Source organism: Caulobacter sp. GW821-FHT09B08, assembly GCF_059418225.1.
Map to the genome: position 1 here is coordinate 1 of NZ_JBWKPL010000008.1, position 21,445 is coordinate 21,445.

General features: G+C 68.3%; 24 protein-coding genes. 12 read left to right on the forward strand and 12 right to left on the reverse strand.

What is annotated here, in order from left to right; all coding sequences use genetic code 11:
• Positions 1 to 136 precede the first annotated feature (136 nt).
• The 3 genes from AC07OA_RS20215 (at position 137) to AC07OA_RS20225 (ending at position 2,766) form a co-directional block, all read left to right on the forward strand.
• Positions 137 to 772 carry a hypothetical protein gene (locus AC07OA_RS20215; protein WP_494665621.1) on the forward strand — a complete coding sequence of 212 codons (636 nt, stop codon included), beginning with the start codon at positions 137 to 139 and terminating at the stop codon, positions 770 to 772.
• Between the two features lie 100 nt (positions 773 to 872).
• Positions 873 to 2,147, forward strand: a complete 1,275-nt coding sequence (locus AC07OA_RS20220; RefSeq protein ID WP_494665622.1) for a glutamate-5-semialdehyde dehydrogenase — start codon at positions 873 to 875, stop codon at positions 2,145 to 2,147.
• On the forward strand, positions 2,113 to 2,766 hold the full coding sequence (locus AC07OA_RS20225; RefSeq protein WP_494665623.1) for a nicotinate-nucleotide adenylyltransferase: 654 nt from the start codon (positions 2,113 to 2,115) through the stop codon (positions 2,764 to 2,766). Before AC07OA_RS20220 ends, AC07OA_RS20225 begins: the two co-directional genes overlap by 35 nt.
• Before the next feature lie 174 nt (positions 2,767 to 2,940).
• Here AC07OA_RS20225 and AC07OA_RS20230 read toward each other — a convergent pair whose 3' ends face one another.
• Complete coding sequence (locus AC07OA_RS20230; RefSeq protein WP_494665624.1) at positions 2,941 to 3,297, reverse strand: DUF1801 domain-containing protein; 357 nt, start codon at positions 3,295 to 3,297, stop codon at positions 2,941 to 2,943.
• A gap of 187 nt (positions 3,298 to 3,484) precedes the next feature.
• Here AC07OA_RS20230 and rsfS point away from each other — a divergent pair, with 187 nt between their 5' ends.
• The 8 genes from rsfS to AC07OA_RS20270 all read left to right on the forward strand — a co-directional run bounded on the left by rsfS (position 3,485) and on the right by AC07OA_RS20270 (position 11,516).
• A complete protein-coding gene (gene rsfS / locus AC07OA_RS20235; protein ID WP_494665833.1) occupies positions 3,485 to 3,910 on the forward strand; it encodes a ribosome silencing factor in 426 nt (141 codons plus the stop codon).
• Between the two features lie 36 nt (positions 3,911 to 3,946).
• Positions 3,947 to 4,411: a 23S rRNA (pseudouridine(1915)-N(3))-methyltransferase RlmH gene (rlmH, locus tag AC07OA_RS20240; RefSeq protein WP_494665625.1), complete on the forward strand. Its 465-nt coding sequence runs from the start codon at positions 3,947 to 3,949 to the stop codon at positions 4,409 to 4,411.
• 183 nt (positions 4,412 to 4,594) lie between these two features.
• Positions 4,595 to 5,647 carry a murein hydrolase activator EnvC family protein gene (locus tag AC07OA_RS20245; protein ID WP_494665626.1) on the forward strand — a complete coding sequence of 351 codons (1,053 nt, stop codon included), beginning with the start codon at positions 4,595 to 4,597 and terminating at the stop codon, positions 5,645 to 5,647.
• A gap of 114 nt (positions 5,648 to 5,761) precedes the next feature.
• The gene (locus AC07OA_RS20250; protein ID WP_494665627.1) at positions 5,762 to 7,150 is read left to right on the forward strand and encodes a S41 family peptidase; all 1,389 of its coding nucleotides are present in this window, start codon (positions 5,762 to 5,764) and stop codon (positions 7,148 to 7,150) included.
• Between the two features lie 199 nt (positions 7,151 to 7,349).
• Positions 7,350 to 8,531: a divergent polysaccharide deacetylase family protein gene (locus AC07OA_RS20255; protein WP_494665628.1), complete on the forward strand. Its 1,182-nt coding sequence runs from the start codon at positions 7,350 to 7,352 to the stop codon at positions 8,529 to 8,531.
• A complete protein-coding gene (locus tag AC07OA_RS20260) occupies positions 8,528 to 9,022 on the forward strand; it encodes an RNA pyrophosphohydrolase (RefSeq protein ID WP_494665629.1) in 495 nt (164 codons plus the stop codon). Before AC07OA_RS20255 ends, AC07OA_RS20260 begins: the two co-directional genes overlap by 4 nt.
• 23 nt (positions 9,023 to 9,045) lie before the next feature.
• Positions 9,046 to 10,722, forward strand: coding sequence for an alpha/beta hydrolase (locus AC07OA_RS20265; RefSeq protein WP_494665630.1), 1,677 nt, complete (start codon positions 9,046 to 9,048; stop codon positions 10,720 to 10,722).
• A 44-nt stretch (positions 10,723 to 10,766) separates the two neighbouring features.
• Entirely contained in the window at positions 10,767 to 11,516 is a 750-nt protein-coding gene (locus tag AC07OA_RS20270) for an alpha/beta fold hydrolase (protein ID WP_494665631.1), read from the forward strand.
• A 139-nt stretch (positions 11,517 to 11,655) separates the two neighbouring features.
• Here the strand turns inward: AC07OA_RS20270 and sugE are convergent, their stop codons facing one another.
• The 11 genes from sugE to AC07OA_RS20325 all read right to left on the reverse strand — a co-directional run bounded on the left by sugE (position 11,656) and on the right by AC07OA_RS20325 (position 19,920).
• On the reverse strand, positions 11,656 to 11,979 hold the full coding sequence (gene sugE / locus AC07OA_RS20275; RefSeq protein WP_494665632.1) for a quaternary ammonium compound efflux SMR transporter SugE: 324 nt from the start codon (positions 11,977 to 11,979) through the stop codon (positions 11,656 to 11,658).
• A 121-nt stretch (positions 11,980 to 12,100) separates the two neighbouring features.
• The gene (locus AC07OA_RS20280) at positions 12,101 to 12,796 is read right to left on the reverse strand and encodes a hypothetical protein (RefSeq protein WP_494665633.1); all 696 of its coding nucleotides are present in this window, start codon (positions 12,794 to 12,796) and stop codon (positions 12,101 to 12,103) included.
• Between the two features lie 228 nt (positions 12,797 to 13,024).
• Positions 13,025 to 13,285, reverse strand: a complete 261-nt coding sequence (locus AC07OA_RS20285; protein WP_165184121.1) for an ATP synthase F1 subunit epsilon — start codon at positions 13,283 to 13,285, stop codon at positions 13,025 to 13,027.
• Complete coding sequence (locus AC07OA_RS20290) at positions 13,285 to 13,533, reverse strand: hypothetical protein (RefSeq protein ID WP_494665634.1); 249 nt, start codon at positions 13,531 to 13,533, stop codon at positions 13,285 to 13,287. The genes AC07OA_RS20285 and AC07OA_RS20290 overlap by 1 nt, the downstream gene beginning before the upstream one ends.
• Positions 13,533 to 15,158 (reverse strand): F0F1 ATP synthase subunit beta, encoded by a 1,626-nt coding sequence (atpD, locus tag AC07OA_RS20295; protein WP_494665635.1) that lies wholly within the window; start codon positions 15,156 to 15,158, stop codon positions 13,533 to 13,535. Before atpD ends, AC07OA_RS20290 begins: the two co-directional genes overlap by 1 nt.
• Before the next feature lie 57 nt (positions 15,159 to 15,215).
• The gene (locus AC07OA_RS20300) at positions 15,216 to 16,091 is read right to left on the reverse strand and encodes a F0F1 ATP synthase subunit gamma (RefSeq protein WP_494665636.1); all 876 of its coding nucleotides are present in this window, start codon (positions 16,089 to 16,091) and stop codon (positions 15,216 to 15,218) included.
• Between the two features lie 34 nt (positions 16,092 to 16,125).
• The gene (gene atpA / locus AC07OA_RS20305; protein WP_494665637.1) at positions 16,126 to 17,658 is read right to left on the reverse strand and encodes a F0F1 ATP synthase subunit alpha; all 1,533 of its coding nucleotides are present in this window, start codon (positions 17,656 to 17,658) and stop codon (positions 16,126 to 16,128) included.
• A 48-nt stretch (positions 17,659 to 17,706) separates the two neighbouring features.
• Positions 17,707 to 18,261, reverse strand: coding sequence for a F0F1 ATP synthase subunit delta (locus AC07OA_RS20310; protein WP_494665638.1), 555 nt, complete (start codon positions 18,259 to 18,261; stop codon positions 17,707 to 17,709).
• Between the two features lie 202 nt (positions 18,262 to 18,463).
• On the reverse strand, positions 18,464 to 18,709 hold the full coding sequence (locus AC07OA_RS20315; protein ID WP_494665639.1) for a PaaI family thioesterase: 246 nt from the start codon (positions 18,707 to 18,709) through the stop codon (positions 18,464 to 18,466).
• 132 nt (positions 18,710 to 18,841) lie between these two features.
• Positions 18,842 to 19,177, reverse strand: coding sequence for a DUF8200 family protein (locus tag AC07OA_RS20320; RefSeq protein WP_494665640.1), 336 nt, complete (start codon positions 19,175 to 19,177; stop codon positions 18,842 to 18,844).
• 317 nt (positions 19,178 to 19,494) lie between these two features.
• Positions 19,495 to 19,920 (reverse strand): hypothetical protein, encoded by a 426-nt coding sequence (locus tag AC07OA_RS20325; protein ID WP_494665641.1) that lies wholly within the window; start codon positions 19,918 to 19,920, stop codon positions 19,495 to 19,497.
• Between the two features lie 134 nt (positions 19,921 to 20,054).
• Between AC07OA_RS20325 and AC07OA_RS20330 the strand changes: the two genes are divergently transcribed.
• Positions 20,055 to 21,347: an acyl-CoA dehydrogenase family protein gene (locus AC07OA_RS20330; protein WP_494665642.1), complete on the forward strand. Its 1,293-nt coding sequence runs from the start codon at positions 20,055 to 20,057 to the stop codon at positions 21,345 to 21,347.
• Positions 21,348 to 21,445 lie beyond the last annotated feature (98 nt).

The window sequence follows — 21,445 nt, forward strand, 5'->3', positions numbered from 1 at the left end:
CCCCTGCGGGGCCATCCTTGACACGGCCAGACGCCAGAGCTCCGATCCACCAAGGGTTTAAGGGGAGGCTCCATCCGCCGGGGCGGGTGGAGCCTCAAAAACTAAGTATCAACATACAATTCCACATGAGCACTCGATGAATATACACTTTCCTAAAGGACACAGCGGTTGGGGTTATTTTGACGAAGGACATATAATTGAATCTATAGAATACACAGATGGCCCGTACGTTCGCAATATTCCATATCCTTGCCACACCGAATTTCAACATGTTGCCGCAATGATGATCGGTCATTTCATGATTGAATTTGCGGGACTTGAGCGGAAAGTTCATGACGCCTTAATTCAAGCAATGCACCCCGATGACGACAGGTTAATACCAAATAATTTTTCAGCCGAACTCGAAATGTTTAGAAAATTGTTTGATGTCTTTCCAAAAGAAAGAGATGTGATTGATAAATTAATTCTAGATATTAAATCTTTGATTGACGACAGAAACGCCTTGGTGCACGCCAGTTTGAGCCCATTCTCCGAGCGAGAACATTTGCTTGAAGTTTCAAAATGGAATGGAAATTTCATGAAACAACCTGACAGGGCTGGAAATTTCATTCTACACGAAAGACGAACGTACACATTCGAGCAAATGAAAACTCTTATCTTTGAAACGCACCGCCTCACTCAGCAGGTGGGGGTATGCAAAGAGCGTCGCTTGCCGACCGCTATTAAACTGGCTCGCCCATCATCTGAGCCCATCTCACCCCAGCCCCGCTAAACCCGCCCCCACCCTTTCCCCATTCCCCCGCCGCCCCAAAGCGCCTAGGTAAGGCTCACCCTGAGCATAACGGGGAAGCATCCGAGACCGGACGAAGGCGATGGACGACGCGGGCATGAGCTTGCAGGCGACGATGACGGCGATGGGTCAGGCGGCTCGGCAAGGGGCCAACGCCCTGCGCGTGGCCACGCCCGCCCAGCGCACCGCCGCCCTCCACGCCATGGCCGCCGCCATCCGCGCCGACGCCGAGGCGATCCTCGCCGCCAACGCCCGCGACCTGGACAAGGCCGGCGCCGGCGGCCTGACCGCGCCGATGGTCGAGCGGCTGATGCTGAACCCCGCCCGCCTGGAGGGCGTGGCCGCCGGGGTCGAGGCCGTGGCCGCCATTCCCGATCCCCTGGGCGTGGAGACCGCCCGCTGGACCCGTCCCAACGGCCTGGACATCGCCCGGGTGCGCACGCCCATCGGGGTGATCGCCATGATCTTCGAGAGCCGGCCCAACGTCACCGCCGACGCCGCCGCCCTGTGCGTGCGCTCGGGCAATGCGGTGATCCTGCGCGGCGGTTCGGAGTGCATCCATTCCAACCTCGCCATCCACGCCGCCATCGCCAAGGGGCTGAAGGCGGCCGGGATCTCGACCGACGCGGTGCAGATCGTCCGCACGCCCGACCGCGACGCCGTGGGCGCCATCCTGTCGGGTCTGAATCGCACCATCGACCTGATCATCCCCCGGGGCGGCAAGAGCCTGGTGGCTCGCGTGCAGCAGGAGGCCCGGGTGGCCGTGCTGGGCCACCTGGAAGGTCTCAATCACGTCTTCGTCCACGCCGCCGCCGATCCCAAGAAGGCCGTCGAGGTGGTGCTGAACGCCAAGATGCGCCGCGTCTCGGTCTGCGGCTCGGCCGAGACCCTGCTGGTGGACCGCGCGGCGGCCGGCAAGCTGTTGCCGCCGATCGCCGACGCCCTGATCAAGGCCGGCTGCGAGCTGCGTGGCGACGGCCCCTCGCGCGCCATCGAGCCGTCGATGAAGGCCGCCGTCGAGGCCGACTGGTCGACCGAATATCTGGCGCCGGTGATCTCGGTGGCCGTGGTGGACGGGGTGGAGGGCGCGGCCGCCCACATCGCCGCCTACGGCTCGGGCCACACCGACGCGATCCTCACCGAGGACGCCGCGGCGGCCGACCGGTTCATCGCCCTGGTCGACAGCGCCATCGTGCTGGTCAACGCCTCGACCCAGTTCGCCGACGGCGGCGAGTTCGGCTTCGGGGCCGAGATCGGCATCGCCACCGACAAACTCCATGCCCGCGGCCCGGTCGGGGCCGAGCAACTGACGACGTTCAAGTATGTGGTTCGCGGGACCGGCCAGACTCGTCCCTGAGGCCGGTCGGCCTGCTGCGCAGCGGCTGGGGCTCCACCTGGAGCCCGGCATGCGCGTGGGGCTGTTCGGCGGCAGCTTCAACCCGGCGCACGAGGGCCACGCCCACGTGGCCGAGACCGCCCTGCATCGCCTGGAGCTGGACAAGGTGATCTGGCTGGTCTCGCCGCAGAACCCGCTGAAATCCTCGCACGAGACCAAGCCCCTGGCCGAGCGCATGGCCGGCGCGCGGCGGTGGGCGCGGGGGTCGGACATGATCGTGTCGGACGCCGAGACGCGGCTGGGATCGCAGTACACCATCGACACCCTGCGCGTGCTGCGGGCCCGCTATCCGCGCGTGAAGTTCGTCTGGATCATGGGCGCCGACAGCCTGGCCACCTTCCACCGCTGGCGCGGCTGGACCCAGATCATGCGCGAGGTCCCCGTGGCGGTGATCTCGCGGCCCTGGATCGCGCTGAAGGCCCGCACCTCGCCCGCCGCCCGCCGCTTCGCCTGGGCCCGCCGGCCGGCCAGCGCCGCCGCCATCCTGGCCGACGCCATGGCCCCGGCGTGGGTCTATCTGACGGGACCGCTGAACTACGCCTCGTCGACGGCGCTGCGGAAGCGGCAGGCGAAGGGGTAGAGGCGCCCCCTCGCGCTTTCATTTTTATTCGCCCGTCATTCCCGCCCTTGTGGCGGGAACCCCTCTGCCCGCCGCAGGTGCGTGAGGGTGGCGCGCTGGCGCGCCAAGGCATTTCACTTGCGAGCTGAAGCAGGGGTTCCCGCCACAAGGGCGGGAATGACGGGCGTTATTGAATTAGTCCGACGGTTGATCCACCCGCCGCCGCATATCGGCGTAGGCCGCCGCGATCAGCGCGGCCAGCGTCGGCTCGTCCACCGCCTGGCCCCACCTCAGCTTGACGTGCCGCATGCGTTTGCCGGTTCCTTCCAGCAGGCCCGCCGGGTCCGGCAGGGACGCGCCCTCGAAGAAGCCGACGGCGGCGTGGGCGGAAAGGGCGTCGACATAGGCGAAGGCCGCGTCCTGGACGCAGGCCGTCGGGCGACCGTCGTGCAGCAGTTCGCGCACGTCGCCGCCGCTGTCCCGCAGACGCTCGAACCAGGGCCGGATCATCAGGCGCAACGGGTCGTCGGACCGGGCCAGCCAGGCCTCCACCTCGGCGTCGCGGCGGACGGCGGCGGGAAATCGGAAGAGCGCGCTCCCCCCCTCACAGTGCCAGCTTGGCCGGTCGTGTCGAGGTGGGGCGAGGCTTAGAATCGCCCGCGACCACGAACCCCCTCATCTTTTCGAGTCTTCCGTGCTATGGGAGCTATTGCGCGAACCCCATCAAGGAGCATTTCCGCTGCGTAGCGACCCGGCGCCCACGGCGCACGAGGGAACGGTTTCCCCCGAAACCTCGACCAACGAATCCGAGCTGGACCTGAGTATCAAGGCCCTCGAAACCCTGATCCTGAACCGTCTCGACGACGACAAGGCCCAGGACATCGTCCACATCGACCTGACGGACAAGAGCTCGGTCGCCGACAGCCTGATCGTGGCGTCCGGCCGTTCGCACCGTCACGTCGGCGCTCTGGCCGATCACATCATCCGGGCCCTCAAGGAAAACGGCTTCGGCAAGGCGCGGGTCGAAGGCCTGCCGCACTGCGACTGGGTGCTGATCGACGCCGGCGACGTGGTGGTCCACCTGTTCCGCCCCGAAGTGCGCTCGTTCTACAACATCGAGAAGATCTGGGCCGTCGACGCGCCGCACCGGATGGCCTCGAACTAAGGCCTGTGTCCCCCGCGCACGGCGGGGGATGACGCCATGAAGATCACCCTCCTCACCGTCGGAAAGCTCGGCCGCATGGTCGAGGCGCAGCTGGCCGTGGACTATGCGTCCCGCGCCACCGCCTCGGGCCGCGCCCTGGCGCTCGGCCCGGTCGAGATCGTCGAGGTCGAGGCCCGCAAGCCCGGCAAGGCGGCCGAGGCCGAGGTGCTGCGTCCGCACCTGGAGGGCGCCTATGTCATCGCCTGCGACGAGCACGGCAAGGTGAGGAAAAGCCGCGCCTTCGCCGAGCACGTCGGCCGGCTGCGCGACGACGGCCATCGCAAGATCGTGTTCCTGATCGGCGGGGCCGACGGCCTGGATCCCTCCATCCTGTCGGCCGCCGACGAGACCCTGGCCTTCGGACCCCAGACCTGGCCCCACGCCCTGGCCCGGGCGATGCTGGCCGAGCAGGTCTATCGCGCCGTCACCATCCTGGCGGGCTCGCCCTATCATCGCGATTAGGCGGCCGGACGCCCCCTCCGTCGGGCTTCGCCCGCCACCTCCCCCGTTTCACGGGTGAGGAGAAGTTCAGCGCGGCTCCCTCCTCACCCGCATCGCGGGGGAGGTGGCGCGCTGCGCAGCAGCGTGACGGAGGGGGCGTCCCGCCGCTTGTGGCCACATCGGGATAAGGGCATTCATCCTCCCATGTCGCGCCGCGTCGTCCTGATCACCGCCAGCCTCCTGGTTGCCCTGCTGGGCGCCGGCGGCTTCGTCGCGGCTCAGGTCAGCCAGCGCGCCAAGGATCAGCAGGCCGCCGCCGACACCCGCCGCGAGATCGTCGACCTGCGCGGCGAGCTGGACGCCCTGGGCCGCCAGCGGATCGACGCGGGCGACGGCGTGGCCGAGAAGCGCGCCCGGCTGGAGGCCCTGCACCAGCGGGAATCGGCCCTGGTGGCCGAGCTGGGCCGTGACCGGGGCCAGCTGGCCCGGCTGCTTTCCGCCCTGCAGCTCTTCCGCCGCAACCCGCCGCCCGCCCTGCTGGTCAGTCCCGGCGACGCCCGCGACGCGGTGCGAGCCGCCATCCTGATCCGCGCCATGACGCCAGAGCTGCAGGCCCGGGCCGACGGCTACGCCCGCCAGGCCCGCGCCGTGGCCGCCACCCGTCGCGAGGCCGCCGCCGCGTCCGAGGAACTGTTCACCGCCGAAAGCCTGGTGGCCGACCGCCGGGGCGACCTGGAGCGGATGATCGTCGAGAAGACCCAGCTCGAGCGCGCCTACGCCCAGGAGGCCCTGACCGGCGACGACCAGGCCACCCTGGGAACCCTGACCGACGGCCTGGCGCCCAAGGCCGCCACCGGCCCGCTGGTCCTGACCTCTCCCGCCCCCGGCCCCCTGCTGCGCCGCTTCGGCGCGGCCATGCCGGCCGGCGGTCGCGCCGCCGGCCTGACGATCAGCACGGAAAAGGGTCACGCCGTGGCCAGTCCCGCCGCCGCCGTGGTCGAATATGCCGGGCCGCTGAACGGCTGGGGCGTGGTCTTGATCCTGCGCGCCCAAGGCGCCTACCCTGGCGGCGCCTACCATCTGGTGCTGGCGGGCCTGGACCAGGTTTCCGTCGGCGCCGGACAATCTGTCGCACCCGGCGCGACGGTTGGCCGGATGGCGAACCAGGGTTCTTCGGAGCCAGAACTCTATTTCGAGGTCCGCGAGGACGGTGCGCCGGTCGATCCGGAGCGCTGGTTGAAACAGGGATCGCGGTAAACGGCTTTTTCAGCGATGATGGCCGTGAAATGAACAAAGGCTCCGCCTAAGTATCGGGCGAAGCGACACGTTTAGATGCGACGCCTCGCGTCGCCAGGGAGCCTTTCAGGCCACATGCGCAAGTACCTGCTCATCGGTGTTTCGGCCTTCGTCCTCGGCGCGGGGACCATGGCCTATGTCAGCCCCATCGCCCAGGCCAACAGCACGGCGGCCGGCCAGAACTACAAGATGCTGGAGCTGTTCGGCGACGTGATCCAGATCGTCGACAACCAGTACGTCACCGAGGTCGACAACAAGAAGCTGATCGAGGCGGCGCTGGACGGCATGCTGACCAGCCTGGACCCGCATTCGGGCTATCTGGACGCCGACGCCTACGAGGACATGAACGACACCACCCACGGCGAGTACGGCGGGCTGGGCATCGAGGTCACCAGCGAGGACGGCGTGGTCAAGGTGATCTCGCCGATGGACGGCACGCCCGCCTCGCGGGCCGGCATCCAGGCCGGCGACTACATCACCGCCGTCAACGGCCAGTCGGTGCTGGGCCTGACGGTCAACGAGGCGGTCAAGCAGATGCGCGGCGAGGCCGGCCAGGCCGTGACCCTGACCATCGCCCGCGAGAAGACCGACCCGTTCGACGTCAAGCTGGTGCGCGAGGTGATCACCCCCAAGGCCGCCATCGCCCGCATGGAAGGCGACTACGGCTATGTGCGCCTGCCCGGCTTCAGCGAGAAGTCGACCTCGGCCCTCGAAACGTCGATCAACGACCTGAAGGCCAAGAACCCGCAGATGAAGGGCATGATCCTGGACCTGCGCAACAATCCCGGCGGCCTGCTGGACCAGGCCCGCAGCGTGGCCGACCTGTTCCTGGACGGCGGCGAGGTGGTCAGCCAGCGCGGCCGCGGCCCGCGCGACATCCAGCGCCTGAACGCCACCCCCGGCGACATCCTGGGCGGCATGAAGCTGGTCGTCCTGATCAACCAGGGCTCGGCCTCGGCGGCTGAAATCGTCGCCGGCGCCCTGCAGGACCGCCACCGGGCCGAGCTGGTGGGCATCACCAGCTTCGGCAAGGGGTCGGTCCAGAGCCTGATCCCGCTCAGCGGCGGCGCCGACGGCGCGGTCAAGCTGACCACGGCGCGCTACTACACCCCGTCGGGCCGCTCGATCCAGAAGACCGGCATCGCGCCGGACCTGGAAGTGGCCCAGACCCGCGAACAGGCCCAGGACATCGCCAACCGCGTGTGGTTCAGCGAGGCCAGCTTCAAGAACGCCCTGAACGCCGACGAAGGCAAGAACCGCCAGGGCGCCCACACCCCGGCCGAGGCCCCGCCGGCGGGCTTCGACGACAAGAAGGGCGACTTCCAGCTGCAGCGCGCCATCGCCGTGCTTCAGGCCGGTTCGGTCGCCGCCGTGCCGAAGCTGCCCAAGCCCGCCGCCAAGATCGCCGAAGTCACCGCCAAGGCCGCCGCGGCCAGCGGCAAGGGACCGGTGGAGAAGAAGTAGGACGAAATCCAGTCTTCCCTCCCCTTTATGGGGAGGGTGGACGCGAAGCGGACGGGTGGGGTCTGCTGACTCATCAAGCCCCACCCGACCCCTTCGGGGCCACCCTCCCCATAAAGGGGAGGGAATTCTGGATCTCCCGACCAATCCGTCGCACCCTTCATTAACCATATATTCGGCGCTTGCCCGCTAATCCCGGGGCATGGCCGTGACCTTCTCCCGCAAGCCCGCCTATAGCGCCGCCGCGCCCGCGCTCGGCCGGGGCGAGCGCACGTGGCGCGACAAGGTGCTGGCGGCCGCCGCCAATCCCTATATCGGCGCCAGCGCCGCGGCCCTGCTGTTCCTGTTGAGCCTGGGCCTGCTGATCCTGCTGACCGGCGATCCCAACAAGGGCTCGCCCCTGATCCGCGTGCCGCTGGAGAAGATCGGCGCCACCCACAACGTGCCCGAAGGCTGGCGCGCGGCCCTGCATCCCGAGAGCGACAAGGAAGCCCCGCTGCTGCCCGGCGTGCTGGACCTTTCCAAGCTGCCGTTCATCAGCCACGCCGAACCCGCGCCCGACGAGAACGCCGCCCTGGCCGCCGCGCCGCCGGTCGCCTCGGCCACCGGCCCCCTGCCCGCCGCGCCCATCGCCGGCCTCTACATGCCCGGTCCCGGCGGCGGGGTGCTGCCCACCATCGCCGCCGACGGCCGCACGCCCGCCGAGGCCTATGCCCGCCCGTTCACCGCCGACGGCCGCCCCAAGGTGTCGGTGATCATCGGCGGCTTGGGCCTGAACCCCCAGACCACCCGCGCGGCCATCGAGACCCTGCCGCCCGAGATCACCCTGTCGTTCGCCCCCTCGGCCGAAGGCCTGCAGGGCTGGATCGACCTAGCCCGCAACCACGGCCACGAGGTGTTGCTGGAAGCCCCCATGGAGCCGGTCGACTATCCGGCCAACGATCCGGGTCCCTACACCCTGATCACCGCCAACCGGCCGGAAGACACGGTCCACAAGATGGAATGGCTGATGTCGCGGGCCACCGGCTATTTCGGCCTGACCAACTATCTGGGCTCCAAGTTCGTCACCAGCGACACGGCCATGACCACCTTCACCCTGGCCCTGAAGAACCGGGGTCTGGCCTTCATCGACGACGGCCAGGCGTCCTTGCGGGGCGGTCCGATCCCCCGCGCCTCGGCCGACCGGATCATCGACGACGAACTGTCGGCCGGCTCGATCGACGGCCAGCTGAAGATGCTGGAGGCCGGCGCCGCCGGTCGCGGCCAGGCCCTGGGCTCGGGCTTCGCCTATCCGGTGACGATCAACCAGGTGCGCCTGTGGGCGGCCGGCCTGTCGGCGAGGGGCTTGCAACTGGCCCCCGCCTCGGCCATGGCCAAGCGATGAGCGCCGAAAAGACCGTCGACTATCCCGATCATCGTCCCAATGTCGGCGTGGTGCTGTTCCACCCGGACGGCCGCGTGTGGCTGGGAAAACGGCACAACCAGCCGCCCCCCTATAACTGGCAATTTCCGCAAGGCGGAGTCGACGACGGCGAGGATCTGCTGGTCGCGGCGCGCCGCGAGCTGGCCGAAGAGACCGGCGTCACCTCCGTCGACTATCTGGGCCGCACCGAGGGCTGGCTGATCTACGACTTCCCCGCCGATTTCGCCGGTTCGAAAAAGGCCCGTGGATTCAAGGGCCAGAAGCAGGTCTGGTTCGCTTTCCGCTTCACCGGCGACGAAAGCGAGATCGATCTGGAGGCCGACGCCCACGTCGAGTTCGACGCCTGGAAATGGGGCGCTCTCGACGAAACGCCCGAACTGATCGTACCCTTCAAACGCGCGGTATACGAACAGGTCGTTTCCGCGTTCGGTGGGTACGCGCGCGGGAGCTGATCTCGGGCGCTGGGGAGCACGGAATGGCGGACACGATCCTGCTGATCCACGGCTACGGTTGCGCCGGCGACGTGTGGGATCCCATGGCCGCGCGGCTGCGGGCCGAGGGCTACCGCGTCGTTGCGCCGACCATCCGCTCGGCCGTCCGCACGGTCGACGGCCCCCGGGCGGGCCTGGCCGGCCTGACCCTGGCCGACTACGTCGCCGAGATGAGCGCCCTGGCCCAGACCCTGGCCAAGGAGGACGGCGGCAGGAAGCCGATCGTCTTCGGCCATTCCATGGGCGGGCTGATCGCTCAGAAGATCGCCGAGGCCGGCCACGCCGACCGCCTGGTGCTGTTCGCCCCCGCCTCGCCGGCCGACGCCCGCGGCAAGCCCAAGCTCTCGCCCGTCTTCACCTTCCTCAACATGGCCCTGAAGTCCAAGCCCGAGACCCGGGCGGGCAAGATGTGGAAGCAGGGTTTCAAGTTCGGCGTCATGACCGCCGTGCCCGCCGCGCGCCACGACGCGCTGTACGCCACCATGGTCTACGACAGCGGACAGGTGCTGGCCGACCTGGCCTGGCCGCACAAGGATCCGAACAAGACCGCCCACGTGGACGCCACGAAAGTGACCGTTCCCGTGCTGGTCCTGGCCGGCGCTCTGGATCGCACCACGCCTCTCGAGGACGTGCGCCTCGTCGGCCGGAAGTACCCGGCCGCCGACCTCAAGATCTACCCCAACAACGCCCATTACCTGATAGACGAGCCAAACACGATGAGCATTCTCGACGACGTGATCGCCTGGCTGACGGGCAAGCCGAAAGCCGCTCCGGCCCCGACGCCGGCGCCCACGCCCGCCCCGGCGCCCGCGCCCGAACCGGTGAAGGCCGCCGAGCCCGCCCCGGCTCCGACGCCCGCTCCGGCTCCGGCTCCGGTCGAACCCGCGCCGGCTCCGGTCGCCGAGGCCGCTCCGAAGGCGCCGGCCAAGGCCCCGGCGAAGGCCCCCGCCAAGGCAAAGGCTGCTGCGGCTCCGAAGGCCGCTCCCAAGGCCGCCAAGGCCGCCGCGCCTAAGCCGGCCGCCAAGCCGCCGGTCGCGGCGATCACGCCCGAGCCGAAGGGTCCCAAGACCGCCGCCAAGGCGCCCGCGAAGGCCCCGGCGAAGGCCAAGGCCGCCGACAAGCCGGTCGACCAGTTCGGCCCCGGAACGAAGGGTCCCAAGCCCACGGCCAAGGCCGCTGCCGCGCCGAAGGCCGCCCCCGCTCCGAAGGTCGCCAAGGCGGCCGCGCCCGCCAAGACGGCTCCGGCGAAGGCCGCCACCCCGAAGCCCGCGCCCGCGAAGGCCGCTCCGGCCGCCAAGGCCCCCCCTCCCGCCAAGGCGAAGGCCGCGCCCGCTCCGAAGGCGGCGCCGGCCCCGAAGGTCGCCAAGGCGGAAGCCAAGCCCGCCGCCAAGCCCAAGGCGGCCGCTCCGGCGCCCAAGGCCGCTCCGGCCGCTCCGGCCGCCAAGCCGAAGGCCGAGGCCAAGCCCGCCGCGACCAAGGCGCCCGCCAAGACCGCCGCGCCGAAAGCCGCCGCGCCCAAGCCGGCGCCCAAGCCCAAGGCTGAAGCCGACAAGGCCCCAGCCAAGGCGGCGGCCGCCAAGCCCGCTCCGAAAGCGACCAAGGCGGCCCCTGCGGCAAAGTCGACCGCCAAATCTTCGCCATCGGCCAAGAAGAGCGTGTAGTCTGAAGGTTCGGCGTCCTGGCCGAACCAGTGGATGAGACGCGCGTGAGCAGTCCGGTGATCATGGTGCACGGCGCCTTCTGCGGCGGCTGGACGTTCGATACGTTCCGTCGACCGTTCGAAGCCGCCGGGCACGTCGTCCAGACTCCGGACCTGGTGGGTCATGGCGACGGCGCCCTGGTCGCCGGCCGCTCGATGGTCGACTACGCCAAGCAGATCGCGGCCCTGTGCAAGGCTTGCGAGACGCCGCCGGTGCTGATCGGCCATTCGATGGGCGGGCTGGTGGCCCAGATGGCCGCCGCCCGCGCCCCGGTCTCGCGGCTGATCCTGCTGGCCCCCTCCCCGCCCTGGGGCGTCTCGGGCTCGACCATCGAGGAGGCGGTCTCGGCCGTCAGCCTCTACGCCCTGGGCCCCTACTGGCTGCAGGCCATCGAGCCCGACTACGCCGTGGTGCGCCGCTATAGCCTGGACCGCCTGCCCCGCGACCAGCGCAAGGCCCTCTACGCCCGTATGACAGCCGAGAGCGGCCGGGCGCTGTGGGAGACCCTCAACTGGTTCATGGACCCGTTCATGACCACCAGCGCCGGCCCTGTCGGCGTGCCGACCCTGGCCATCGCCGGCGGCCAGGACGTGGTCCACCCGCCCGCCACCGTCCGCCAGACCGCCGCCCGCCTGGGCGGGGCCTGCGAGGTCTTCCCCCAGATGAGCCACTGGCTGCCGGGCGAACCGGGCTGGGAAGCCGTGGCCGAGGCCTGCCTGGACTTCATCGCCGAGGAAGGCCGCGCGGCGGCCTGAGCAAAACTCCGCTCATCCCGGCGAATGCCGGGACCCAGATCCCATAGCGGTGCGGATGACTGGATGAGCGTCGAGCCTTTGGCGTGAGCCCAGAGCCATTCCATCTGGGTCCCGGCATTCGCCGGGATTAGCGGATGGGTTAGGGCGCCGGGCTGAACAGCTTCAGCCCCAGGATACCCGCCACGATCAGGGCCAGGCAGACCAGTCGCCCCGCCGTGGCCGGCTCCTTGAACACGATCATGCCCACGACCGCCGCCCCGACCGCGCCGACGCCGGTCCAGACCGCATAGGCCGTGCCCAGCGGCAGCGACTTCACCGCCCAGCCCAGCAGGCCCAGCGACGTGACGAAGCAGATCCCGGTCAGCAGGGTGGGTATGGGGCGGGTGAAGCCGTGCGTGTATTTCAGGCCCACGGCCCAGCCGATCTCGAACAGACCGGCGACGAAAAGAGCGATCCAGGCCATGACGACCTCCCACAACACAATCGTGGGGTCGTCCCCGGAAAAGGCAAAAGGCGCGGGGTCGTCCCCGCGCCTTCCCTAGATAGCGTCCCGAAACCGGAGGGCAAGCCTCCGGCGAAGGGGCTTAGCGGCTGGTGGTGCTGTAGAGCACCTGGGCCTGCTCGTAGTTCTTGCCCACCGAGGTGTCGTCCAGCTTCTTCAGGCGCATGTAGACCAGGCCCGCGTGGCCGTCGGCCCAGGCGTCGTCCCACGAGACGGTGAAGCGCTTGTAGTCGCTGCCGATGGTCTGGTCGTTGCGGATCAGGCGCAGCTGCGGCTTGTTCTCCCAGGTCGCCCAGTCGTGCAGGGCGGTGGCCAGGGCCTGGGCCTGCTCGGTGGTCTGGGCGTACTGGATGGTGACGGTGCAGACGTTCTTGTTCGAGCCGGGGTTGTCGACGGCGATCTGGTACGGCTTGCCCGCGTCGGCGACCCACTGTTCCTTCTTCTTCTTCATGCCCGCGGCCTTGGTCAGGGCCACGATGTCGCCGCCGGCCACGGCCGGCTTGCAGACCTTGTCCATGATGCTCAGCAGCTGCAGCGAGAAGGGGTCGGTCGAGGGCGGCGGACGGACCGGCGCCACATAGGCCGGCTCGGTCCCAGCGGGGGGCGCGGCCACGGTCGGCGCGGCCTGGTCGGCGGGCGCGGGGGTCTGGGCGGCCGGATCGGCGGCCGGAGCCGGAGCGGCGGCGGCGGGCGCGGCCGGAGGAGTGGTCGTCTCCTGGGCGACGGCGGCGGTCGAAACCGCACCGAAGGCGATCAGGCTGGCGAGCGCAAGGCGCATGATGGAGTTATCCCCGTTAGGCAAGAGGTCGGCATTAAAACCGACAGGCGTTCCCTCGCAACCCTTATGGTGGCCGATTGCGGCCGAGATTGGGTCACAGGTGTAATTTTTCGCGCGACGGGGTGCGGCGTGACGCCTCGGGGGCGAAAAGCGAGGCTGGCCCAGACGCGAAACGGCCCGGGCGCTTGCGCGTCCGGGCCGTCGAGCTCGATGACGATGGAAGCGGTTTTAAGCCGCCTCGACCGCGTGTTCGGCCAGGATGGTGAAGCCGTCGGGGCCGACGTCGGCGAAGCCGCCCTGGATGTCGAACACCCGCACGGTCGAACCGTCGCGGACCGTGACCTTGCCTTCGCGCAGGGTGGTCATGAACGGCGCGTGGTTCGGCAGGACGCCGAAGTCGCCTTCCGTGCCCGGCGCGTCGACCTGGTCGACCTCCGCGGAGAACAGTTCGCGCTCGGGCGCGACGAGGGAGAAGTGAAGCTTGGCCATCAGTCGTGTGTCTCCACGGCGCCCAGGGCCGCTTCGATGTCTTCGTCGGTCTGGATCTCGGTCCCGCAGAACGGGCAGAAGCGGATGGTGGTCAGGACCGTGCCGGACTCGCCATTCTCTTCCCGGTGACCCAGGTTGAGGAGGATCAGACCGCTGTCATGCTCGATGAGGGAAGCCTCGGGGTCCGGGGACACCGCCTCTTCCAGCTCCTCGCAGCAGAAACCGACCTGATCCTCGAAGTCGGTCATCAGGCTTCAGCCGCCAGCTTTTCAGCCTTGGCGACGGCTTCCTCGATCGGGCCGACCATGTAGAAGGCGCCTTCCGGCAGGTGGTCGTACTCGCCGTCCACGATGCCCTTGAACGAGCGGATGGTGTCCTTCAGCTGGACGAAGGCGCCCGGCGTGTTGGTGAACTGCTCGGCCACGTGGAACGGCTGGCTCAGGAAGCGCTGGATCTTACGGGCGCGGGCGACCGTCAGCTTGTCCTCTTCCGACAGCTCGTCCATGCCCAGGATGGCGATGATGTCCTTCAGGGCCTTGTACTGCTGCAGCACTTCCTGGACCGAGCGGGCCACGTTGTAGTGCTCTTCGCCGATGACCAGCGGGTCCATGATCCGCGAGGTCGAGTCCAGCGGATCGACGGCGGGGAAGATGGCCTGGGCGGCGATGTCGCGCGACAGAACGGTGGTGGCGTCCAAGTGGGCGAACGAGGCGGCGGGCGCCGGGTCGGTCAGGTCGTCGGCGGGCACGTAGATGGCCTGGACCGAGGTGATCGAGCCCTTGTTGGTCGAGGTGATGCGCTCCTGCAGGTTGCCCATCTCGGTGGCCAGGGTGGGCTGATAGCCCACGGCCGAGGGGATACGGCCCAGCAGAGCCGACACTTCGGCGCCGGCTTGGGTGAAGCGGAAGATGTTGTCGACGAACAGCAGCACGTCCTTGCCCTCTTCGTCACGGAAGTATTCCGCGATCGACAGGCCGGTCAGGGCGACGCGGGCGCGGGCGCCCGGGGGTTCGTTCATCTGGCCGTAGACCAGGGCGCAGCGGCTGCCTTCGGTCGAGCCGTTGTTGGCCTTCGGGTCGACGTTGACGTTCGACTCGATCATCTCGTGATAGAGGTCGTTGCCTTCGCGGGTGCGTTCGCCCACGCCGGCCAGAACCGAGTAACCGCCGTAAGCCTTGGCGATGTTGTTGATCAGTTCCTGCATGGTCACGGTCTTGCCGACGCCGGCGCCGCCGAACAGGCCGATCTTGCCGCCCTTGGTGTAGGGGCACATCAGGTCGATGACCTTGATGCCCGTGACCAGCACTTCAGCGGTGTTGGTCTGCTCGGCGAAGGTCGGGGCGTCGCGGTGGATCGGGCGCGACAGGTCCGACTGGATCGGGCCCTGCTCGTCGATCGGCTCGCCGATGACGTTCATGATGCGGCCCAGGGTGCCCGGACCGACCGGAACGCGGATGGCTTCGCCGGTGTCGCGCACGGCCTGGCCGCGGACGAGGCCTTCGGTGGCGTCCATGGCGATGGCGCGGACGGTGTTCTGGCCCAGGTGCTGGGCGACTTCGAACACCAGGCGCTGGCCCGAAGCCTGGTTGACGGTTTCCAGGGCGTTCAGGATCGCCGGCAGCGGGCCTTCGAACTCGACGTCGACGACGGCGCCGATGACCTGGACCAGCTTGCCGGTGGCGGCGCCGATGGTGGCGGCGGCCTTCGGAGCCGAAGCCTTGGCGGCGGCCGGAGCCTTCGGAGCGGCCGGCTTCTTGGCGGCGGGAGCCTTGGGAGCAGCAGCGGCCTTGGGAGCGGCGGCAGCCTTCGGAGCGGCGGGCTTCGCGGCGGCCGGCTTGGCGGCGGCGGGAGCCTTAGCGGGAGTCTTGGCCATGGCGTTCAGGGTCTTTCGTGCGTCTTCTGCGGGCGTTTTATGGTTGCGGTGTCAGGATCAGACGGCTTCGGCGCCGGAGATGATCTCGATCAGCTCCTTGGTGATCTGGGCCTGACGGGAACGGTTGTACTCGAGGGTGTAGCGCTTGATCATGTCGCCGGCGTTGCGCGTGGCGTTGTCCATCGCCGTCATCTGGCTGGCGTAGAAGCCGGCCATGTTGTCGAGCAGGGCCGACAGGATCTGGACCGTCAGGTTGCGCGGCAGCAGGGTCTCGAGGATTTCCTCTTCCGAGGGTTCGTACTCGTAGACCGCGGCCGGACCCGACGAGGCTTCGGCGCCCTCGACCACGGCCGGGATCAGCTGCAGCGCGGTCGGGACCTGCTGCACCACCGAACGGAAGCGGCTGTAGAACAGGGTGACCACGTCGACGTCGCCGGCTTCGTAGAGCTTGGTGACGACGTCGGCGATCGGCTGGGCGACCGACAGGGTGAACTGGCGGTAGGCCGACAGGTCGAAGTTCTCGACGATGCGGTCGCTGTAGAGGCGACGCAGCTGGGCCGTGGACTTCTTGCCGACGCAGACGATCTTCACGTCCTTGCCCTGGGCGATCAGGCTGTCGATCCGCTCGCGCGCGGCGCGGACGATCGACGAGGTGAAGCCCCCGGCCAGACCCCGGTCGGCGGCGGCGACGATGATCAGGTGACGATCATCGCGGCCCGTGCCGGCCAGCAGGGCCGGAGCCCCGTCGCCGGACACGCCGGCGGCGAGGTTGGCGATCACGTTCGACAGCCGGCGCGCGTAGGGGCGCGCGGCTTCGGCCGCGTCCTGGCTGCGGCGGAGCTTGGCCGCCGCCACCATCTGCATCGCTTTCGTGATCTTTTGCGTCGCTTTGACGCTCGAGATCCGATTGCGCATTTCCTTCAAGCTGGCCATTCGGCGCTACTCTCTCCGAGCGTTCCGAGGGGGCTTAGGCGAAGGTCGACGAGAAGCTGTCGAGCACGCTCTTCAGAGTGCCTTCCAGGTCCTTGTCGAGGGCCTTCTTGGTGCGGATGCCGTCCAGCAGATCCTTGTGCTGGCTGTGCAGACGGGCCAGGAACTCGGTCTCGAAGCGGCGAACCGACGAGGTCGGGATCTTGTCCAGATAGCCGCGCGTGCCGGCGTAGATCACGCAGACCTGCTCTTCGACCGACTGCGGCGCGTATTGCGGCTGCTTCAGCAGCTCGGTCAGGCGTTCGCCGCGGGCCAGCATCTTCTGGGTCGAGGCGTCCAGGTCCGAGCCGAACTTGGCGAAGGCGGCCATTTCGCGATACTGGGCCAGCTCGCCCTTAATCGGACCGGCGACTTGCTTCATGGCCTTGATCTGGGCCGACGAGCCGACGCGCGACACCGAGATGCCGACGTTCACGGCCGGGCGGATGCCCTGGTAGAACAGGTCGGTTTCCAGGAAGATCTGGCCGTCGGTGATCGAGATCACGTTGGTCGGGATGTAGGCCGACACGTCGTTGGCCTGGGTTTCGATGATCGGCAGAGCCGTCAGCGAGCCCGAACCGTTGTCTTCGTTCAGCTTCGCGGCGCGTTCCAGCAGGCGCGAGTGCAGATAGAAGACGTCGCCCGGATAGGCTTCGCGGCCCGGCGGGCGGCGCAGCAGCAGCGACATCTGACGATAGGCGACGGCCTGCTTGGACAGGTCGTCATAGATGATCAGGCCGTGCAGGCCGTTGTCGCGGAACCACTCGCCCATGGCGCAGCCCGAGAACGGGGCCAGGTACTGCAGCGGGGCCGGCTCCGAGGCCGAGGCCACGACGACGATGGTGTATTCTAGGGCGCCGTGCTCTTCGAGCGTCTTGACGATCTGGGCGACGGTCGAGCGCTTCTGGCCGATGGCGACGTAGACGCAGTAGAGCTTGGCGCTCTCGTCCTTGCCGGCGTTGGCGGCCTTCTGGTTCAGGATGGTGTCGATGGCGACGGCGGTCTTGCCGGTCTGACGGTCACCGATGATCAGTTCGCGCTGGCCGCGGCCGACGGGGATCAGGGTGTCGATCGACTTCAGGCCGGTCTGCACGGGCTCGTGCACCGACTTGCGCGGGATGATGCCCGGGGCCTTCACGTCGACGCGGCGACGCTCGGTGTATTGGATCGGGCCCTTGCCGTCGATCGGCTCGCCCAGCGGGTTGACGACGCGGCCCAGCAGGCCACGGCCGACCGGCACGTCGACGATCTCGCCCAGACGACGCACTTCGTCGCCTTCCTTGATGGCCTGGTCCTGGCCGAAGATCACGGCGCCGACGTTGTCGCGCTCGAGGTTCAGGGCCATGCCCTTCACGCCGGCCTTGGGGAATTCGACCATCTCGCCGGCCTGGACGTTGTCCAGACCGTAGATGCGGGCGATGCCGTCACCGACGGACAGCACCTGGCCGACGTCGGACACGGCGGCTTCTTCGCCGAAATTGGCGATCTGCGACTTGAGGATGGCCGAAATCTCGGCGGCGCGGATGTCCATGGCTGTCTTGGGCTCTCTGCGTTTTTATCTTTGAGGCGGCTTATACGCTTAGGCGCGCTTCAGGGCGAATTTCAGGGAATCGAGCTTCGAACGGAGCGAAGCATCGAACAGGCGGGATCCGACGCGCACCTTGATGCCGCCCAGGATGGACGGGTCGACGCGGGTCGAGAGTTCGGGGGTCTTGCCGACGGCGGTGGCGACAGCGGCCGACACGCCCTTCAGCTGGGCGGCGGTCAGGGCCTTGGCGGTGACGACCTCGGCGGTGACGACGCCGCGATGGGCGGCCGACAGCTCGACGAAGGCGCCGATGGCGCCCAGCAGGTCGCCGGCGCGGCCGTTGCTGGCGACGAGGCCGAGGAACTTGGCGGTCAGCAGCTGGAACTTGGCCTTGGCGGCCACGGCGGTCAGGCCCTTGGCCTTGTCTTCCGCGGAGAACGCAGGGCTCTCGATCAGGCGGCGCAGGTCGGCGCTTTCGGCCACCATGCTCCGCAGCGATTTCAGGTCGGCTTCGACCTTGGTCAGCTGGTTGCTCTCGATCGTCAGTTCGAACAGGGACTGCGCATAGCGCTGACCCGCATCCGTCGCCTTGGTTTCGTCCGCCACTTGTTCCGCCCGGTGCGTTGCAATCGCCGCGAACGAGAAGTTTAACCCCCATCCCGGCTTAAAGGCTTGAGCGCGCTTTAGAAAAGCGCATGGACAGGCGGCGCTGACGCGCTGCCCTGTCCGAAGCCGCGCGCCTGATAACACGCAGCCTTCGCAGTCGCAACCAAGGCCAATGCGTAAGGAAGCGCGGCTTTTGGCGAATTTAGGGCTGAACGGCCGCCGCTCTGCGGAAGACCGCGGAGGCGATGGCCACCGGGCTTCCGTCCGCGGCCCGAACCTCGGCCTGGGCGAAGACCAGGCTGCGGGTCGAGCGCTCGATCCAGGCCTTGGCTTCAAGACCGGACCCGCCCCCCGCGCCGTAGTCGACGGTCATCGACGTGGGGACGGCGTCGGCCCCGGCGATCTGGCGCAGGGCGTCTTCCAAGAGGGCGGCGACGGAGTTGGTCATGGTCGATGCTTAATCCGTGGCCTGAAAAAGAAAAAGGGCGGCGGGACCGGCCCGCCGCCCCATCAGGCGAATGCTCGAGGAAACAGCCGGACGGGGCGCGAGACCCCTAAGCGTCCGGGTACTAAAGAGCCGCTACTTCGCGGCCGTCTGGACCGCCGCCTTCGCCGAGGCGTTGCAGCGGGTCAGGTCGTCGGCGTCCAGCGACTTGGTCTCGCCGCCGAAAGCGGCCACGCGGCCGACTTCCTTGGCGAGGGCCTTGCACGAGACGGCGGTCAGGGCCCGCGACGGGGCGGCGGCCGAAACGCATTCGGCGCCTTCGCAGACGAAGACCGCGCCGCCGGCGACGACCTTGGTCTTGGCGGCCAGCGGGTTTTCCAGGGCGACGGCGATGCGGCCATCGGCCAGGGCGGCGCCGCCGAGCAGGCAGGTGGAGAGAGCGGCGACAGCCGCCAGGGATTGGAGCTTCATAAGAGAGCCCTCCAGCGAGTACAGGGAGTTTGAAGATCGAAGATCGGCGAAAAGCTGTACTGGGCGCCCTGACCCGGGGATGTCGGCACCGGTATCCCCACCGATGCTTCGGATCAGAACTAAGCACTGCTTAGATATCAGCGTTCAGAAATAGCGCAAGCGGATTTTATTTCGCATGAGCATTTTTTAATGAAACGGGCATCTCGCCAATGCCCCACACGCTCGGTCTGGAGATGGGAGCGCCGATCGCCCCGGACAAGTTGGAGACCGGCGTTACGGCGGGGCGATATCGCCGAGGCGATCGCGCCCGCGCGGCCCTAAAGCCCCAGGATCGAGTCGATCCGGCTTTCGGCCTTGGCGTGGATCTGGCGTTCCTGGACCATGCCGTCCAGGCGCGCGTAGCGGCCGTCCTTGCCGACCTTGCGGCGGATGCCGTCGGCATTGACCAGGGCCGCCGGCTTGTCGCCGTCCATGACCTTGCCCATGATCGCAGCCAGCACGCCGCCGATCAGGGCCACCCCGATCGGTCCGGCCGCGTCCAGCCAGGTCTCGCCGAAGATCGCCTGCAGGCGCTCGATCAGCAGTTCGCGATTGGGCTGCTTTTCGATCAGGCCGATGAAGAAGCGCACCCCGGCCTCGACGCCGCCCACCAGGGACACGGCGATGACCACGCCCAGCCATCGCGGCTTGGCGTAGAGCCCGAGCACGGCTCCCAGGATTGCGCAGACGGCCATCACGATCATGGATCCTGCCTAGCGCATACGGGTGATCATCCGATTAAGAAAACCCCGTTCCCTCGCGGCACGGTTGGCGACCGCTCGGCCCCGGGCGCATGCTGGCCGCAAGGCTCACAGAAGCTTGCAAGGGAGACGCGGCCATGGACTTCAGCCTGCCGTCGGAACTGACCGCCTATCTGGCGACCCTCGACGCCTTCATCGTCAAAGAGATCGCCCCGCTCCAGGCCGAGCACGACAACGAGCGCTTCTTCGACCACCGCCGCGAATGGGCCCGCACCGACTGGGACGCCGGCGGCCTGCCCCGGCGCGAGTGGGAGGAGCTCTTGGCCAAGGCCCGGGGGATCGCCGACGCCGCCGGCCACTACCGCTTCGCCCTGCCGAAAGACTACGGCGGCCAGGACGGCTCCAACCTCTGGATGGCGGTGATCCGCGAGCACCTGGCCGCCAAAGGGCTGGGCCTGTTCAACGACCTGCAGAACGAGCACTCGATCGTCGGCAACAATCCGTTCGTGCTGATGGTCCGCGACTTCGGCCGGCCCGACCAGCAGCACCTGATCGGCGACATGCTGGACCGCCACGCCTTCCGCCCGACCTTCGGCCTGACCGAGCCCCATCACGGCTCGGACGCCACCTTCATGGAGACCCGGGCCGTGCGCGAGGAACGCCACGGCCAGGCGGGCTGGCGGATCGACGGCGAGAAGATGTGGACCACCGGCATGCACGCGGCCACCCACTGCTGCCTGTTCGCCCGCACCAGCGGCGAGGACGGCGATGCGCGGGGCATCACCTGCTTCCTCGTGCCCGCCCACGCCCCGGGGGTGAAGATCGAGGAATACCTCTGGACCTTCAACATGCCCACCGACCACCCCCGGGTCAGCTTCACCAACGTCTGGGTGCCGGACGAGGCGATGTTCGGCGCCGAGGGCGGGGGCCTGTCTCTCGCCCAGCACTTCGTGCACGAGAACCGCATCCGCCAGGCGGCCTCCAGCCTGGGGGCTGCGGTCTACTGCATAGAAGAGAGCATCAAGTACGCGCGCGCGCGCAAGCCGTTCGGCAAGGCCCTGGCCGAAAACCAGGCCATCCAGTTCCCCATCGTCGAGCTGTCCACCCAGGCCGAGATGCTGCGCCTGCTGATCCGCAAGACCGCCTGGGAGATGGACCAGATGACCAAGGTCGAGGTGGAAAAGCGCCTCTCCGACAAGGTCTCCATGTGCAACTACTGGGCTAACCGCCTGTGCTGCGAGGCCGCCGACCGGGCCATGCAGGTGCACGGGGGCCTTGGCTATTCGCGCCACAAGCCGTTCGAGCACATCTACCGCCACCACCGCCGCTACCGGATCACCGAGGGCAGCGAGGAGATCCAGATGCGCAAGGTCGCCGCCTGGCTGTTCGGCTATGTGGGACCCCGCAAGGCGGCGTTCGCGGAGCTGTAGGATCGGGGACACGCCGCAAGGGCGCGTCCCCGCTCGCGCCCCAACCCTGCCGTTTACGGGATGACAAATGCGCGCATTGCGAGAGAATGCGCGCCCAG

What these genes read in the sequence shown, in the direction of transcription:
- AC07OA_RS20215 (WP_494665621.1), top strand. Translation starts at nt 137, where the DNA reads ATGAATATACACTTTCCTAAAGGACACAGCGGTTGGGGTTATTTTGAC.
- AC07OA_RS20220 (WP_494665622.1), top strand. Translation starts at nt 873, where the DNA reads ATGGACGACGCGGGCATGAGCTTGCAGGCGACGATGACGGCGATGGGT.
- AC07OA_RS20225 (WP_494665623.1), top strand. Translation starts at nt 2,113, where the DNA reads ATGTGGTTCGCGGGACCGGCCAGACTCGTCCCTGAGGCCGGTCGGCCT.
- rlmH (WP_494665625.1), top strand. Translation starts at nt 3,947, where the DNA reads ATGAAGATCACCCTCCTCACCGTCGGAAAGCTCGGCCGCATGGTCGAG.
- AC07OA_RS20245 (WP_494665626.1), top strand. Translation starts at nt 4,595, where the DNA reads ATGTCGCGCCGCGTCGTCCTGATCACCGCCAGCCTCCTGGTTGCCCTG.
- AC07OA_RS20250 (WP_494665627.1), top strand. Translation starts at nt 5,762, where the DNA reads ATGCGCAAGTACCTGCTCATCGGTGTTTCGGCCTTCGTCCTCGGCGCG.
- AC07OA_RS20255 (WP_494665628.1), top strand. Translation starts at nt 7,350, where the DNA reads ATGGCCGTGACCTTCTCCCGCAAGCCCGCCTATAGCGCCGCCGCGCCC.
- AC07OA_RS20260 (WP_494665629.1), top strand. Translation starts at nt 8,528, where the DNA reads ATGAGCGCCGAAAAGACCGTCGACTATCCCGATCATCGTCCCAATGTC.
- AC07OA_RS20265 (WP_494665630.1), top strand. Translation starts at nt 9,046, where the DNA reads ATGGCGGACACGATCCTGCTGATCCACGGCTACGGTTGCGCCGGCGAC.
- sugE (WP_494665632.1), bottom strand. Translation starts at nt 11,979, where the DNA reads ATGGCCTGGATCGCTCTTTTCGTCGCCGGTCTGTTCGAGATCGGCTGG.
- AC07OA_RS20280 (WP_494665633.1), bottom strand. Translation starts at nt 12,796, where the DNA reads ATGCGCCTTGCGCTCGCCAGCCTGATCGCCTTCGGTGCGGTTTCGACC.
- AC07OA_RS20285 (WP_165184121.1), bottom strand. Translation starts at nt 13,285, where the DNA reads ATGGCCAAGCTTCACTTCTCCCTCGTCGCGCCCGAGCGCGAACTGTTC.
- AC07OA_RS20290 (WP_494665634.1), bottom strand. Translation starts at nt 13,533, where the DNA reads ATGACCGACTTCGAGGATCAGGTCGGTTTCTGCTGCGAGGAGCTGGAA.
- atpD (WP_494665635.1), bottom strand. Translation starts at nt 15,158, where the DNA reads ATGGCCAAGACTCCCGCTAAGGCTCCCGCCGCCGCCAAGCCGGCCGCC.
- AC07OA_RS20300 (WP_494665636.1), bottom strand. Translation starts at nt 16,091, where the DNA reads ATGGCCAGCTTGAAGGAAATGCGCAATCGGATCTCGAGCGTCAAAGCG.
- atpA (WP_494665637.1), bottom strand. Translation starts at nt 17,658, where the DNA reads ATGGACATCCGCGCCGCCGAGATTTCGGCCATCCTCAAGTCGCAGATC.
- AC07OA_RS20315 (WP_494665639.1), bottom strand. Translation starts at nt 18,709, where the DNA reads ATGACCAACTCCGTCGCCGCCCTCTTGGAAGACGCCCTGCGCCAGATC.
- AC07OA_RS20320 (WP_494665640.1), bottom strand. Translation starts at nt 19,177, where the DNA reads ATGAAGCTCCAATCCCTGGCGGCTGTCGCCGCTCTCTCCACCTGCCTG.
- AC07OA_RS20325 (WP_494665641.1), bottom strand. Translation starts at nt 19,920, where the DNA reads ATGATCGTGATGGCCGTCTGCGCAATCCTGGGAGCCGTGCTCGGGCTC.
- AC07OA_RS20330 (WP_494665642.1), top strand. Translation starts at nt 20,055, where the DNA reads ATGGACTTCAGCCTGCCGTCGGAACTGACCGCCTATCTGGCGACCCTC.